The organism is Trichothermofontia sp., from assembly GCF_053493415.1.
In genome coordinates, this window is sequence record NZ_JBRCAD010000178.1 from 38676 (window position 1) to 53532 (window position 14857).

Genomic DNA, 14857 nt, shown 5'->3' on the forward strand with positions numbered 1-14857 from the left:
AAGTCAACTCGGAAACCTAGCTAGGGCGCAGCTTATGGGCGACGGCTTGGGGATCGGGCAGGTGAATCTGGGCGTATTCCTGGCAGACGAATTCAAAAAACTCCCGCACCTTGGCGTTGAAGGGCGCTTTGCGGAACCGTTGACTGCGATCGTAGGCCGCCCGTTGCATGGTTTGTAGGCGATCGGGATCGGAAACCAATTCTAGGGTTTGGGCCTGCATTTCCGCGATCGAATTAAACCGCATCCCCGATATCCCCTGCTCCACAATTTCCTGCTGCCCACCGCCATCCGTCACGATCGGCACACAGAAGCTTTGCATCGCCTCCACCGTCGCCATGCCAAAGTGTTCATAGAGTTGGGGGTTGATCTCCCCTAGGCCGCAGGCGTGCCAGAAAATGCTGGCTTTGGCGTAGATGTCTTGGAGTTCGGGACGGGGGACGTTGGTCTTTACCACGATCGGCGCGTCTCCCTGCCTGATCAGCGCCTTCACCTTTTCTAAATAGGGATTTCCCGGTGTACTGCCCCCCACGACCCAGAACTGCCAACCGGCTAACTCACTGGGATGCGCTCGGACTAAATCTTGGAACGCCTGGATCATCTCCAGTTGCTTCTTATTGCCGCCCGGTTCCAGACGACCCACCGAGAGAATAATTTTTTCTTTCTTTGGGGGATTCTCTGGGGTAGCCGTGCCCATTTCCACCGGCGGATAGAGCAGGAAGGTGGGTTCCAGTTCCCAGCGTTTACGCAGCCATTTGCTGGTGAATTCGCTGTTGGTCAGGATGAAGGTGTAGTCATCCACGGCGAAGTAGGGACCGCGCTGGGTGTCGGGGAAGTGGCAGAAGAAGACCGATAGGGGCGAGAGGGGTTTCACTTTCTCCAGCATGTTGGCGTTGCCGAAAAGGTCATAGTTCCGGCTTTCTGCCGCAATTGCATCAAAGGGGTTCTCCGGCAAATCGTTGGCCAGTCCAGAATCGATATGGTGTGCCCCCCGCTGCTCATAGAACGGTAACGGGACCACTTTCACCTGACAGCGGGACAGGTCGAGGCCATACCACTCCTCTAGCTGGGCGATCGTCACGGTCTTATTGGCAATGAACGTAATGTCGAAGAGGTCCTGGATGGCAGCGGCGGCAGTAGCGACATAGTTTTGTCCCCCGCCAATGAAGTGCAGGCCGTGGTCATAGATGCCCAATCGCGGTTTGCGGTAACCCAGCAGGACCTCTAGGCGTTGCAAGAGGTGATCGGTCGTATCGACCCCGTAGAGGATAATCAGCAATTCCTGAAGCTTGGGAAGCACCTGGGTGAGGGTCTCCGGGTCCTGATGCTCGAACAACTTTTTCAGCATGGCGGGCACCGTTTCGTGTAGGAGGTCGTACTGATGCTCCGTGAAAAAAACTGAGGTGGCGATCGCCTGGGCGAGGGCCTGGGGTTCGTGCTTGGCAAGGTAGAGAAATCGATTGCGGTTACAGAAATATTCCGCCAGGGTATTGCCCTGACTGGACCCCCGGAATTGGTGATACGCGATCGCCGTGGGTAGGTAATACAAGCCCCAACCCTGATCGCGGCAACGACGGGCGTAGTCAATATCCTCCATATACATGACGAAATCTTCGTCGATCGGTCCCACCTGCGCTAGACAGGTTCGCCGAAAGAGGATCGCCGCCCAACAGAGTGCCGTCACCTCGCCGGGCGTATCGTACTGGCCCTGATCAACCTCCCCAAAGCCGCGATCGGCCCAGTAGAAATTGTCTTTTTCCTCAACCCCAACGCTATTAATGCGGCCATCGGGAAACAACAATTTGCCGCTGATCGCCCCCACCGTCGGCTGTTGCTCCAGGCCCGCGACTAGGAGGCGTAACCAGGCACGATCGACCGTGGCATCGTTGTTGAGAAAACCAATATAGTCCCCGTGCGCCGCCTGAATCCCTAGATTGAGCGCCTTGGTAAAGCTATTGATGGGATTCTGGATCACCTGTACCTGGGGAAACGCCGCAGCCAACAAGGCCAGGGAATCGTCCTGGGAGCCGTTATCGACTAGAATCAACTCTAGTAAATCGGCAGGGTAGTCGAGGGCGTGCAGAGAGGCAAAGAGGTCCTTGAGGTAATGGACGCCATTGTAGTTGACCACAATCAAGGAGCAGGTAGGTAGGTTCATTGGGGATTCGGGGCGATCGATTCGGCAAAATTTAGACGCTACTGCACTACTATACGCGCGAGTATTACACAACGGCTGCACAACGATCGGGCAACGGCAAAGCTCAACAGCAGTAGGTGAGCTGTAACTTGCGACTGACCCCCCGGCGATCGTCCATTGCCGTCAGGCGCTAGCCTGCTCTAGACTTAAGTAGACACAAGTGACCTGTTCGTATTATGGGCTATCGCGACATTATTACTATTGAGCCAGACAAGCGTGGTGGCAAACCCTGCATTCGTCGGATGCGAATCACGGTCTACGATGTTCTAGGTTGGTTAGCGGCTGGTATGTCTACCGCTGAGATTATTGACGACTTTCCAGAATTGACAGAAGCCGATATAAGGGCCTGTTTGGAATTTGCGGCTGATCGGGAGCATCGTTTAGTGGTGTCAGCGGGTGCTTCTTGAAACTCTTATTCGATCAAAATCTGAGTCGGAAGTTAGTCAATCGTTTGGCAGATATTTTCCCTGAATCTAGCCATGTTCAATTTCATGGTTTAGCAGAGAAAACAGACACCGAGATCTGGGAATTTGCTAAAGCAAATGGCTTCTGTATCGTGACTCAAGATGCAGACTTTGCTGAAAGAAGTCGGCTGTACGGTTCTCCTCCTAAAATTATTTGGTTGCGATGTGGTAACCTACTAACAAACGAGGTTGAGGCTCTAATGCGTTCTGCTGTGGAAGCCATTCAATCGTTTTTGGAAAACTCTAGATTATGCTGCCTTGAGCTTCATTCTAGAGACTGATTCAGAGGGGGAGGATCGCGGCAGTACTAGATCCAAAGCCCCAATTAGGCTAGACTCTCCTATCTAGGGATCGGTGAAAACTGAGGAATTATCGTGACGGCAGCCGCAACCGCATTACCACGGGTAAGTATTTGTATTCCAACCTATAACGGTGAGGCGTTTTTAGCCCAAGCACTAGAGAGTGCGCTGGCCCAAACCTATCCCAACCTGGAAATTCTTCTGTCGGATGATGATTCCACCGATCGCACCCTCGCGATCGCGCAGGCATTCCAAGCCCGTTCCCCAGTGGATTTTCTGATTCTGCCCCATGCCCGGTTGGGATTGGTCGAGAATTGGAATTTTTGTATTGAAAAAGCCAGTGGCAAATATATTAAATTTCTCTTTCAGGATGACACCTTAGAGCCGACCTGCGTTGAAGAGATGGTTGCCTTGGCGGAGCAAGAGGCGGCGATCGGTTTGGTGTTTGCCAAGCGCCATGTGTTGCTGGCGGAATCGGCCCAGGATGATCCCCATTGTTTGATTGTGTATAACGGCTGTCAGAATGTCCATGCGGCCTGGTCAACCTTAGAGCGGGTGCAAAGGGGTGAGACCTTACTCGGTGATCCAAATTTACTAGAAGAGCCGATCAATAAAATTGGCGAACCGACAGCGGTGTTAATTCGCAAAGAAGTCTTTACGGAAGTAGGACCTTTTGATCCTGAACTAAAGCATTTAATTGATGTAGATATGTGGCTGCGCATCATGAGCCGCTATCACATTGGGTTTATCGATCGCACCTTGGCCACGTTCCGACTCCATCCGCAACAACAGACCAATCGTAACTTTGAAGCCGGAGCGACGGTTGTCGAGGGCTATCGCCTCTGTGCCAAGATTATTTATCATCCAGATTATCGCTTTGCCAATGCTGCGTTCAAGCAACGGGTGAGTGAGATCTTTGACGATCGCGTCGCCACGCCGTTAGCAGAACTGGCCAAGGGTAAAGCCTATGCCCGCCATCTGGAAACAGTGATTCAGAAGACCCAATCTGAATTGGAAGCAACCCAAACTGAACTAACCCAAACACGCAACTATTTTGAGGGCTATACCCAACATTTAACTAAGCGCTGGCAAACGACCCAGGCCACCCTCGATCGAACCCAGGCTACCTGCGATCGTGCCCAAGCCGAAGCCCGTCGCGCCCAAGATTTATTAACCCAGAATCGCACCCTGTTAGCGGCAATGCTAACCAGTAAGTTTTGGCGACTTCGCCAGACCTGGTTCAAGCTTAAATTACAGCTAGGACGTGCGATCGAAGCCACCGATTTCTCCAGTTTCCTGGGCTTAGCCGTTCCCCCGCCCCAATTGAAACCTCCGGCTAACCAATCGCTCGATGCCCTCAAGCAGGAACTGACCCAGGCGTGTCAGCGGGATTTGCAAACCTTCCTGGATACCCTCTCGATTTTAGCATTTCCCCGTGTTGACCAGCCGGAAGTTAGTGTGATTCTGGTCCTCTACAACCGAGCCGAATTGACCTTAGCGTGTTTGCGATCGCTGCTGGGAAATAACTTTAAGTCCCTAGAAATTATCCTGGTTGACAATGCCTCGACTGATGCAACCCCCCAATTACTCCAGCAAATTCAAGGGGTAACCGTCATTCGCAATCGGCAAAATTTACATTATCTACGAGCCTGTAATCAGGCGGGGAAAGTGGCCAAAGGTCGTTATATCTTATTCCTGAATAACGATGCCCGTTTATTCCCCGATAGCCTGACCCATGCCTGGAACCTGATGCAAAAAGAGGCCGCGATCGGCGCAGTTGGGGGCAAAATTATTCTGCCTGATGGCACGCTCCAGGAAGCTGGGAGTATCATCTGGCGAGATGGGTCCTGTTTAGGGTATGGGCGTGGCGATAATCCCCATGCACCGCCCTATCAATTCCGGCGACCTGTAGACTATTGTTCTGCGGCCTTTTTGCTGACGCGGCGGGATTTATTGATGCAGGCGGGTGGGTTTGATTCAGCCTATGCCCCAGCTTATTACGAGGAAACGGATTACTGTGTGCGACTGTGGGAACAGGGAAAATCGGTTATCTATGATCCCCAGGTGGTGATTCAGCATTATGAATTTGCCAGTTCTGATTCCCAGAAACGTGCGATCGCGCTTCAGGCGGAACATCAGGCCATTTTTGCGCAAAAACACGCGACCTGGTTAGCCCAACAATACGAACCTCGGCCAGAAAATATTGTGCTGGCTCGAATTGCGCGTACCCAGCAGCGGCGGATTTTGTTTATTGACGATCGTGTTCCCCATCGCTACCTGGGGTCTGGCTTTACCCGCGCCAATCGTATTCTTCGATTAATGGTGAAATTGGGCTATTTTGTCACGGTTTTTCCGATGAATTTTGCCGTAGAAGATTGGCAAACCCTGTATAGCGATTTACCCCCAGAAGTGGAAGTGATCGACGGTTCTGGAACCGCCCGATTACAGACTCTCTTGCAGGAGCGACCAGGGTTTTATCACCTGATCTTTGTCAGCCGTCCCCACAATATGCAAGGCATCAAAGCAGTCTTGACGCAAGCTAATCATCCTCGTGATGAAATCCCCATTATTTACGATGCGGAAGCCCTCTATTGTCTACGCGATGTTGCCCAGCAAAAACTAACGGGGACTGAACCAACGCCCGACGCGATCGCCCAACACATTGCAGCGGAAGTCGCCATTACCCAGGGGAGTCAATGCGTGATTGCGGTTTCCGAAGCCGAACGTCAGCACTTTATGACCTATGGTTGTTCTTCGGTGTATGTTTTAGGTCATGCTCTTGAGGTGCAGCCAACGCCAAATGCGTTTAGCGATCGCGCTCAACTCCTGTTTGTCGGTGCGATTCACGATGCCCATTCCCCCAATGCGGATTCCGTCGTTTGGCTGAGTCAGAAAATTTTCCCCTTAATGCAAAAAACACTGGGTCCAGGGGCAGAACTGGTGATTGCGGGAACCAACGCGATCGAAGCAATTAACTACGAAATTTGGCGGGATGGCAATCCGGCGATCAAGGTATTAGGGACTGTTCCCGACCTGACTCCCCTCTATAATCAGGCGCGTCTGTTTGTCGCCCCGACCCGGTATGGAGCCGGGATTCCCCATAAGGTCCATGAGGCGGCAGCTAGGGGGGTTCCGGTTGTGGCCACTTCCCTGATTGCCCAACAATTAGGCTGGGAGTCGGAAGTTGATTTACTCGTCGCGGATGACACCGAAGGGTTTGCCGCAGCCTGTGTGCGTCTCTACCAGGATCAAGATCTCTGGGAGCGCCTCCAACAGAATGCCCTCAAGCGTGTGCAGGTGGAATGTGATCCCCACCAATTTGAGGCAACATTGCAACGGATTTTGGCCGACAGTCAGGCCAGGGAATGATCCCAATCTTTCACAGACTAACCTATGTGTATAGTTTAACTTGAGCGTGGCTGGGCGAGAGTATCGAGAAAGGCTTTGAACTGCTCTAAGTCAGCTTGGTAAAGGCTTTGAAGGCATTGGGCTTGGGTAATGACGATCGCGACTCGCTGCGGGTCGAGTTCAATGGTGTAGGCATTACGGAAAACATGGCGAAATCGGCGTAGCTCATCCAATTCTTGATAAGATGCTTCACTCCAGAGTTTTGGACGTATGCCTTGAATATCTAGCGTCATGCGCCTTAGTAAAGTGCTATGCCATTGGCTGCGATCGTCAATCTGATTTTCAAACGTCCGAGCAATATTTAAACAAATGTTTTCAAAGGCTGAATATAAATTATTTAAGTAATAGCTTGCAGTAATGACTTGTTCCTGACTTTGTAAGCTATTAACATAGAGATTTAAATATTTGTACAACGTCTCAATTTCTCGACAGTCTGCTTCAATGTTGGCTTTAAGAATAGCAATTTGAGGCATCATAAATCAGTTCTCCCGTTTGACGTACCGTATTGCTAAAGTGGCAGGGCTGATTGATTTCGCGCAAATCAATTAACCAGTCGGGACACGCAGTTTCTAGGTCGCGCCAGAGGGCAAAGTAGGTGGCAGCGTCGGTACCCGCAACGGCAATATCAATGTCAGAGCGATCGCTAAAGCATCCGGGTTGGGTCACCGATCCAAACAGATAGATTTGGGTAATGCAGGGATAAGTCGGTGCAACGTCAAGGATCGCAGCGATCGCGGCGTTACGGGCTTGCTGGCGATGGGTTTCTCGCTGAGCCTGTTGCAGAGCTAACCGTTGTCTAAAGTTTTCGCAGCATTGTTCCAGATCGATTGCCATTAGGTTCTCCTTCGTTAGGCGCGATCTACCTCCTTCTACACACTGCGGCAACCTAGCTTAGCGCATCAACTTTGTGATGGAGTAGCATCGGCTGGCGTGGTATTCGGTTGGGGTAAAGCCGCGATCGCTTGTCGGGCAAAATCCTGGAGGATCGTACTGCGTTGAGTGCTTTGAGCAACGGTTTGGACAATTTGCCGGAGGCGATCGCCCCTATTCCCCGTCTCCGGAGCGACTTCCACCTGGGCAAAGTACTCCACCAAACTGAGACCGGCTACGCGGGTGAGATAGGCCGCACTCACCCCCTGGATCGCCGCCCCCACGACAAAGGTTAGGGACGTTCCCTTCAGCACATTCCCCAGGAGTTGGGTTGAGACTTCCACTAATCCCAACTTCAGCATTTGACTCGCCAGGATTGTCGCCAGGGTTTGGGCCTGCTGCCAGGACAAGGGACACTGGTAGATCGCCCCCAAATCCAGCACCATCTGGGCATTAATCGCCGTCGTCGCTAGCAGATCGAGGGTGGGCACCGGATTGAGGGAGGTTGCGGCGGCGGCCACCCACTGATATTGCTCAATCACGGGCAGGGCACGTTGACGGCGGAGTTCGTTCCGGGCAGTGCGGGCTTCCTGCTGGAGTTGCTGGGCGAGCCGTTGGGTTGTGGCCAGGATCAGGGCAGGCTGTTCCGTTTTGACCAGCGTCGTGAGGCGATCGGTCAGGGCAGTGACATCCGCCGGACGCGCTTCTAACCACTCCTGCATCGAGCCATCAGCTTGCTGTTGCCGCACCTTGAGGGGACTGGGGGCCGGGGCGATCGCTACCAGATCCGCCGAGTCAAGCGTACCCTGGAGATGTTGGCGCACCTGTTGCAGGACGATCGGCCACTCATCCGGTAAATACTGATCCTGCTTCGTCAGAGCTACCACCGTCCGTAGATTGACCTGTTGCAGTTGGTACAGGGTATGGCGCTCTGACTCCGTGAGGTCCCCCGTAACCAGGAAAATCACCACATCCTGGGTTACCAACCAGGGCCAACGGGGCACAGTGGCGATCGCCTGCTCACAGGTGAGCGGTAAATCCGCCATTTCCTGCCAGGTAATTCGGGGTTCTTCCCAGGGAATACAATGCCCCTGCAAATGGTTGAGCAGCGTGGTTTTGCCGACTGATGGACCACCCACGATCGCTCCCCGCAGGGTTGACCGTTCCATCTCTGGGCGTAGCGCCTGCCACCGGGTTTGCAATGCCTGTAATTGTTCAGAAACGCTTACCGCAAGGGGACCTTCAGGCGTGGTGGCTAATTCTTGGTTCAATTGCTCAATGGCGACAGCAGCTTGGGCGATTGCCGCTTCAACCGCAGTGCGATCCAAAGGACGAGGGGGCGGGGCGATCGTGAGCGGCTGCGATCGGGGTTTCATCACCAGAATGCCCCCCGCTAGGGCCAAAAGTCCAAGGAAGCTGATCGTGCCCACTTCCGCCAGTACCTGCTGAAGACTATCTAACAACCAGAGGCAGACCGACAGCGCCAGCCCTCCGATCAGAATCGGACGTTTGTAGATGGGGCGTTTGGTATCTGTGTCGGCGGCCATTGGCTCCCCCTCCCATAGCGATCGAGCGTCTGTGTCAATTTTATGGGTAAGTGGAGAAGTCGGTAACCTCTGTGACAAAACTCAGTTTTCACGCAGATTTTGTCAAAACGGAGCCAGCGTAGGCGCGGGGCCGGGGCCTATTCCAGCGGGTTAGTGGCCGGTGGGTTGGCCATAAACCGATCCCAGGGCGTTGCGAAATTGCTTTCCCCCGTGAGGTGGACATCCAGTTCCATTCGCTGCTCCATCTGTCGCAGGAAGTAGCCCGTCATCATGGCTGAGGCCAGCAACCCCGCCAGGTTGTCACGATCGGTCGTGATTTGAACGTTGAACCCTTCCGATGGCAGCATTCCAACCATGCCCTGGACATTTTGGGAGATAATCTCTTTGATTTCAGGGCTAACTGACTTTACAACCCGTGCCAACACTTCTGGTGGTTGGTGTTGGAGATATTGCAGCAGCAGATTGGTCTGGCTGTCTTCCACGTCCGTATTCAGAAAGTCAGGGTTAAATACCATGAGTACTCAGGATACACATTCGTTATTTACTAATCTAAACGGTTCTGTCGATTTTCACCTCCCTAAATTTGCGTGGGTTCGCCGGAGTGACCGGTTGCTTTGCCCAAGGAAAGGCGCGAAGGCTGGGTTTGGGGCCGGTAAATCTACGGGGAGGGGGTTAGCGTATCCCCGTTAGGATCGCTATCTACAGGGGCAATCGGGGTAATGGCGTCGGATTCTGGGGTCTCTGGTTCGGCGGCGAGCATCCCTAGGTTCGGGATCTGGGGCAGGGACTCGGTTTGGAAATATCGAAAAAACTTATCGGTGAGCAGTAGGCGGGCGGAACGGCTATCGGCCACCCGACGTTTACGCACAAATCCCTTTTCGATCAATTCCTGGACGTGCTGGTAGGCCCCCGATCCCCGCAGTTCGACCAATTCAGTTTGCAAAATCGATCCCTTCAGGGCGATCGCGGCTAGAGTGCGTAGGGCCGCAACACCCAAATCCAGGGGGATCAGTTGCTCGACGAGGCTCTGGAAGGCGGTGCGCAGTTGTAGGCTATACCCCTCAGTCGTTTCAATTACTTCTAGGGCACTGTCGCGATGGTTGTAGTCGTCCATGAGTTCCAAGAGGGCTTCTTCAACGGCATCGCGATCGCGGTTGGCATATTCGGCAATTTGGGCGATCGTCAGGGCTTGCCCTTTGAGATAGAGGATGGCTTCAACCTTGGCACTTAAGGAAGACATGGGCGATAGGGCGATCGGAGTCTAGGTCTGATGTTGGCGCTGCCATTGGTGACGGATGTGTTCGATGCGTTTGCGGTTGACCCCTAAGTCCGATTCCCCCAGTCGCGAGGCCGATCGCACTTGAATGACTCGGTGGGCGCGATCGAGCCAAAATTCAACATCATCAACAAACCCCAACAGCGGGGTGGTAAATTCGGCATATAGATAGGTATCGGTGGCCTTGACGATGTGGGTGCGTTCCTGCTGTTCAACCACTGTTTTGAGATCGGCAAAGGCGGCTTTGGGATTACCGGTATAGGGCAGGGGGTCGATTTTGTGTTGAGCGTCCTGGCTCTGGCTGGAAACACAGTTGGGGGTACTGGGGCAGGGGGCCAGTTTTCCAGCTTTAATGCCTAGGTTGCTGGGTGGGGTACCCGGAAAGGAGAGGAGGCTACCGACGATCGCGCTGCTGGTTGGTGCAAGGTGCAGGGACGCGAGCGCGGGGGGGCTGATCCCCAGATTGGGCAGGGGAGAGGTGAGCCAGCTTTGCCAGCAGAACAGTAGGGATACGGCCATCATCCAAAGATTCCCACCCACAAGGTTCACCTCACGCTTTAGAGATTTTGCTGTCTGGGTTCAAGTGCGCTTAGGAGTCAATCATAGCGCTCCCCAATCAACATGGACGCGATCGCCAATAAACGCGCTTAAGATAGCCATTAAGTATAGACGCATTTCGCAAGGTACCCTTAGCCAGTGGGATGGGCCAGTCATGTCACACGCGTCGCCATCGCTAGGACAGATCACGGATTTCACGCCGGAATTGCGTCGCCAGATGCAGGCGGTTGGGATTCCCAGCTTTGCGGCTCTAGAGCAACGGGCGGGGGTTTCGCGGGGGCAGATTCGCCATTTGCGGCAAGGACAGGCGGGCGGGATGTCGCTGGATGTGTTGTTGCGCCTCAGTCGATCGCTGCAAATGCCATTATTAACGTTTTTGGAAACCTTTACGCCACCGGGGACGCTGGCGAGTTTGGCAATCGAGGCTCCAGCGTGTCCATCTCCGGTAACCGCAAGCACTGATCTGGTGACGCAGCTAGCGGCCTATGCCCAGGAATATGAGCAACTTCAAGCCCAGGTGGCCCAACAGCAGCGATCGCTCTTAGCCCAGTTTCAGCGGGATAGTTTGGATATGCTGGAGCCGTGGTTGCGATCGTGGCCAAAGGCAGAGGCGGCGGTGGCCAATAAGCCCGATTTACCGGCTGAACGGCTACTCAAGCTGGTGCAACCGATTAAGCAGCTTTTGCATCACTGGGGCGTGGAGGCGATCGGTTCTGTTGGCGCGATCGTGCCCTTTGATCCTCAGCTTCATCAACTCCAGGGGGAAATGGTAGCACCGGGGGAACGGGTTCAGGTGGTAAATGTGGGCTATCGGCAGGGCGATCGCTTGCTCTGGCGGGCTGAGGTGAAATTAGCAACAGCTCAACCTTGACAATCGATTTTTTTAAGTTATCGTCAAGGGGACAATTGAATCTTTAAGCAGGGTCTTGGCACGCATTGTGGGTGTCAGTTCTCTGTTTATGCCATATACACCGTTGATGTGATGTGAGAAGAGTGAGGAGCAGGGTATGGCAACGATCGCGATCGCAGGATCAGGCGTCGATTCTAGCTTGACAACAGAGTCGCTGCTGCCCAATTGGTATGAGAATTTTTATTTGGCCCAATTACGAGCAGGGTCTAACAGTACGCTCTCGTATATACCGCCTTCCAGGCTCCCACTACCCTCGCAATCAGAAAGTTCTGATCAAGGATCTGGCCCTATCTTCAAGAATAGCATTACCGTCAGCTATGGTGCTGGATTTACGAGTAACCCGCAAGCACGAGCTGCATTCCAGTTCGCAGTAGACATCTGGAATAGCCTCATTGTCTCTCCAATTGAGGTTGTTATTAATGCCAGTTTTTCTAACCTTGGTCCTGATATTTTAGGCGGGGCTAGTCCTGAGAGCTTTATCAGGAATTTTCCGGGTACTCCTCCTGATAAAAACGATATATTATATCCAGTAGCATTAGCTAATCAATTAGCTGGTGAAGATCTAAATAATGATGATCCAGAAATTATTGCTCTATTTAACAATACAGGTGTTGATTGGTATTTTGGCTTAGATGGTAATCCCGGGGGATCGGAATTCGATTTTGTAACTATTGCCCTTCATGAAATTGGACATGGACTTGGATTTTTTGATTCCTTCTTCTTTGATTTTGATAATAATCAAGGCAATTGGGGATTGACTGATCCAACTCTACTGTTTCCAACAATTTTTGATATTTTTGTCGAGAATGGTACTGGCGATATCTTAATTGCTGACTTTCCTAACCCTTCGATTGAGCTAGGCAATGAGCTGATTAGTGATGATGTATTTTTTAATGGCATTAATGCAAGTGATGCGAATGGCGGGGCATTGCCTAAGTTATATGCGCCTGTTCCCTATGAGTCTGGAAGTAGTATTGCTCACCTAGATGAAGATACTTTTCCAGCAGGTGATCCTAATTCATTGATGACTCCTTATATAGATTTTGGGGAGGCTATTCATGATCCTGGACCAATTACATTGGGAATCCTCAAGGATTTAGGCTGGGAATTGCAAGAAACTACCCCGGATTTAGCAGATCTCACTATTACGAAGACTGATAGCCCTGATCCCGTTGCGAAGGGGGGGACGCTCACCTATACGCTGACGGTCAGTAATGCTGCGAATGGGGTTGATGCGACGGGAATTGAGGTGCGGGATATTCTGCCGACTGACTTCACGGTAACCGACATCACAGTTGGTAGTGGTGGTTTTGTCGCACCGACTTTACCGTTAGCGAGTAATGAGATTACGTTCACTAATGGAACACTGGCATCAGGGGCTAGCGCCACGATTACAATTACCGGAACGGCACCGGATACAGGGGAATTTCCGCGCACGATCGAGAATACGGCGGTGGTCGATCCGGATGACTTGATTGAGGAGGCCAATGAGAATAACAATACGGTGACGATCGCGACCCAGGTGAATTCGGATCTGCCTGATTTGACGATTACCAAAGCTGATACTCCCGATCCAGTGTTGGTGGGCGGTACCTTAACCTATACATTGACGGTGACGAATGTAGCGGGTGGAGTTCCAGCAACCAATATTGAGGTAAAAGATACCCTACCCAGCGGGTTCAATTTCTTGTCAACAGGGGTTAGTGGCGGTGGTTTTACAGCTAGTCAGTCCGGTGACATCGTCACCTTCTCTGGGGGCAGTCTGGCGGATGGGGAAAGCGCCACTCTCACCATCACCGGCAGTGCGCCGCAAGAAGCGGGTACGCTGACCAATACGGCGGTGGTTGATCCCAATAACCAGATTGCGGAGCGCAATGAGGACAACAATACGGCCACGGCAATGACCACCGTGGCCACGGTTCCCCCAATTCCACCCATGCCGACGCCGCCAAATATCCCTGGCCCCGGCTTCCCCAACGTTCCCGGCTTCCCCAACTTCCCCGGTTTCCCGCCCGTCTTTGTGCCCCCGGCCCTCACCCCGACGATCGAACCACCGCCTGGGGGTGCCCTGCCACCAATCTATCTCTCAACGACCAGTCCCAATAACTTTCGGGGAACGGAAGCACCGGAATTTATCTATGGCGGTCCTTTTGATGACACGATCGATGGTGCGGGCGGTAACGATACCATCCTCGGTCGTGAAGGGCGTGATCTGTTGATTGGCGGCAATGGCAGTGACAAATTATTCGGCAACCAAGGGGACGATCGTCTCTATGGCGGTGATGGCGATGATACCGTTTACGGCGGTAAAGATAACGACTTTATCAACGGTGAACGGGGTCATGATTTCCTGCGCGGTGATCTGGGTGACGATACGGTGCGGGGTGGTGATGGCGATGACACCCTTTACGGTGGTAAAGGCAATGATTGGTTGCTGGGTGATAAGGGGGATGATTACCTGAGTGGTGATTTGGGTGATGATGTCCTGGATGGCATTGGCCGCGATCGGGATTCGGTGGGTGAGATTGACACACTGATTGGTGGGGAAGGTTCCAACCTCTTTGTTTTGGGGACGACCCATACGATTTACTATGACGATCGGAGTCCGGGCGCGGGCTATGGCGACTACGCCTTGATCGAAGACTTCAACGCCTCCCAAGATCGCCTGCAATTGAAAGGCGGCGTGAATTACCTCCTGAACTTTAGTCCCAATGGGCTACCTGGTGGTACTGGAATTTATGTTGATGATGGTTCGAGTCCAGGGGTTTGGGATACGGAGGATGAACTGATTGCGGTTCTGAAGGATATTGCACCGAATAATAGCCTATTTGATCGCATGAATTTTGTGTAAACCAGATTTAACTGGTTGCGCGGCTGTGGGGGCGGGTTGCATCAGAATATCGACGGATAACGCTAGGAATTGTGAACCCGCCCTTGGATTAGGATTTTGACTTTGGTAGGGGCGAGTTGCGCCAGAAGATCGACGGGTAATGACAGGATTGTTAACCTGTCATTGAAGTCAATAGGATCGTTATTGAAACGTGATTAAACATTAGCGATCGCGCTATCCTCATGTCTTCTTTCTGCTTTGTATATTCAGCAAAATTTTATAGTTGACAATCTCGAAATTTGCGTTATTGTTGAGTGGCAAATCGTTCACTCAGTTAATGATTAGGGCTTTATGATGCTAAGCAGAAGTGTTGAAAGTTAGGTTAAGCGATGGAAAAAAGGGACAGAATGCAGTATTCTGTCCTCTAACAAATAAAAAATGATGTTCTATGATAGCCTCATTCCCGAAGCTTGTCAAATTGATCTTGAAGCAGCTTTGTCC

At 52.4% G+C, this 14857-nt stretch carries 12 protein-coding genes; 5 read left to right on the forward strand and 7 right to left on the reverse strand.

Annotation, left to right across the window (positions count from 1 at the left end; translation table 11 throughout):
• Positions 1-16: 16 nt before the first annotated feature.
• On the reverse strand, positions 17-2155 hold the full coding sequence (locus ACWIUF_RS15535; RefSeq protein ID WP_448573422.1) for a glycosyltransferase: 2139 nt from the start codon (positions 2153-2155) through the stop codon (positions 17-19).
• Between the two features lie 215 nt (positions 2156-2370).
• Here ACWIUF_RS15535 and ACWIUF_RS15540 point away from each other — a divergent pair, with 215 nt between their 5' ends.
• The 3 genes from ACWIUF_RS15540 (at position 2371) to ACWIUF_RS15550 (ending at position 6326) form a co-directional block, all read left to right on the forward strand.
• Positions 2371-2601, forward strand: coding sequence for a DUF433 domain-containing protein (locus ACWIUF_RS15540; protein WP_448573424.1), 231 nt, complete (start codon positions 2371-2373; stop codon positions 2599-2601).
• Complete coding sequence (locus tag ACWIUF_RS15545) at positions 2598-2939, forward strand: DUF5615 family PIN-like protein (RefSeq protein ID WP_448573425.1); 342 nt, start codon at positions 2598-2600, stop codon at positions 2937-2939. The genes ACWIUF_RS15540 and ACWIUF_RS15545 overlap by 4 nt, the downstream gene beginning before the upstream one ends.
• A 93-nt stretch (positions 2940-3032) precedes the next feature.
• Positions 3033-6326 carry a glycosyltransferase gene (locus tag ACWIUF_RS15550; RefSeq protein ID WP_448573427.1) on the forward strand — a complete coding sequence of 1098 codons (3294 nt, stop codon included), beginning with the start codon at positions 3033-3035 and terminating at the stop codon, positions 6324-6326.
• Between the two features lie 35 nt (positions 6327-6361).
• Here ACWIUF_RS15550 and ACWIUF_RS15555 read toward each other — a convergent pair whose 3' ends face one another.
• From ACWIUF_RS15555 to ACWIUF_RS15580, 6 genes are all read right to left on the reverse strand, one after another.
• Entirely contained in the window at positions 6362-6841 is a 480-nt protein-coding gene (locus ACWIUF_RS15555) for a ribonuclease toxin HepT-like protein (protein WP_448573428.1), read from the reverse strand.
• Positions 6816-7199 (reverse strand): nucleotidyltransferase family protein, encoded by a 384-nt coding sequence (locus ACWIUF_RS15560; protein ID WP_448573430.1) that lies wholly within the window; start codon positions 7197-7199, stop codon positions 6816-6818. Before ACWIUF_RS15560 ends, ACWIUF_RS15555 begins: the two co-directional genes overlap by 26 nt.
• 65 nt (positions 7200-7264) lie before the next feature.
• The gene (locus tag ACWIUF_RS15565) at positions 7265-8782 is read right to left on the reverse strand and encodes a slr1306 family protein (RefSeq protein WP_448573432.1); all 1518 of its coding nucleotides are present in this window, start codon (positions 8780-8782) and stop codon (positions 7265-7267) included.
• A gap of 137 nt (positions 8783-8919) precedes the next feature.
• Positions 8920-9297 carry a DUF760 domain-containing protein gene (locus ACWIUF_RS15570; protein ID WP_448573433.1) on the reverse strand — a complete coding sequence of 126 codons (378 nt, stop codon included), beginning with the start codon at positions 9295-9297 and terminating at the stop codon, positions 8920-8922.
• Positions 9298-9440: 143 nt separating this feature from the next.
• A complete protein-coding gene (gene scpB, locus ACWIUF_RS15575) occupies positions 9441-10022 on the reverse strand; it encodes an SMC-Scp complex subunit ScpB (RefSeq protein WP_448573434.1) in 582 nt (193 codons plus the stop codon).
• A gap of 21 nt (positions 10023-10043) precedes the next feature.
• Positions 10044-10598 carry a DUF1499 domain-containing protein gene (locus tag ACWIUF_RS15580; RefSeq protein WP_448573435.1) on the reverse strand — a complete coding sequence of 185 codons (555 nt, stop codon included), beginning with the start codon at positions 10596-10598 and terminating at the stop codon, positions 10044-10046.
• Positions 10599-10770: 172 nt separating this feature from the next.
• On the opposite strand from ACWIUF_RS15580, the gene ACWIUF_RS15585 reads away from it, so the two are divergent.
• Together ACWIUF_RS15585 and ACWIUF_RS15590 are read left to right on the forward strand one after the other, a co-directional pair.
• Entirely contained in the window at positions 10771-11487 is a 717-nt protein-coding gene (locus tag ACWIUF_RS15585; RefSeq protein WP_448573436.1) for a helix-turn-helix domain-containing protein, read from the forward strand.
• Between the two features lie 793 nt (positions 11488-12280).
• Positions 12281-14377, forward strand: coding sequence for a CARDB domain-containing protein (locus tag ACWIUF_RS15590; RefSeq protein ID WP_448573437.1), 2097 nt, complete (start codon positions 12281-12283; stop codon positions 14375-14377).
• The last annotated feature ends 480 nt before the right edge of the window (positions 14378-14857 follow it).

Excerpts from the sequence above, each read along its gene's own strand:
- ACWIUF_RS15535 (WP_448573422.1), bottom strand. The coding sequence starts at position 2,155 with ATGAACCTACCTACCTGCTCCTTGATTGTGGTCAACTACAATGGCGTC.
- ACWIUF_RS15540 (WP_448573424.1), top strand. The coding sequence starts at position 2,371 with ATGGGCTATCGCGACATTATTACTATTGAGCCAGACAAGCGTGGTGGC.
- ACWIUF_RS15555 (WP_448573428.1), bottom strand. The coding sequence starts at position 6,841 with ATGATGCCTCAAATTGCTATTCTTAAAGCCAACATTGAAGCAGACTGT.
- ACWIUF_RS15560 (WP_448573430.1), bottom strand. The coding sequence starts at position 7,199 with ATGGCAATCGATCTGGAACAATGCTGCGAAAACTTTAGACAACGGTTA.
- ACWIUF_RS15565 (WP_448573432.1), bottom strand. The coding sequence starts at position 8,782 with ATGGCCGCCGACACAGATACCAAACGCCCCATCTACAAACGTCCGATT.
- ACWIUF_RS15570 (WP_448573433.1), bottom strand. The coding sequence starts at position 9,297 with ATGGTATTTAACCCTGACTTTCTGAATACGGACGTGGAAGACAGCCAG.
- scpB (WP_448573434.1), bottom strand. The coding sequence starts at position 10,022 with ATGTCTTCCTTAAGTGCCAAGGTTGAAGCCATCCTCTATCTCAAAGGG.
- ACWIUF_RS15585 (WP_448573436.1), top strand. The coding sequence starts at position 10,771 with ATGTCACACGCGTCGCCATCGCTAGGACAGATCACGGATTTCACGCCG.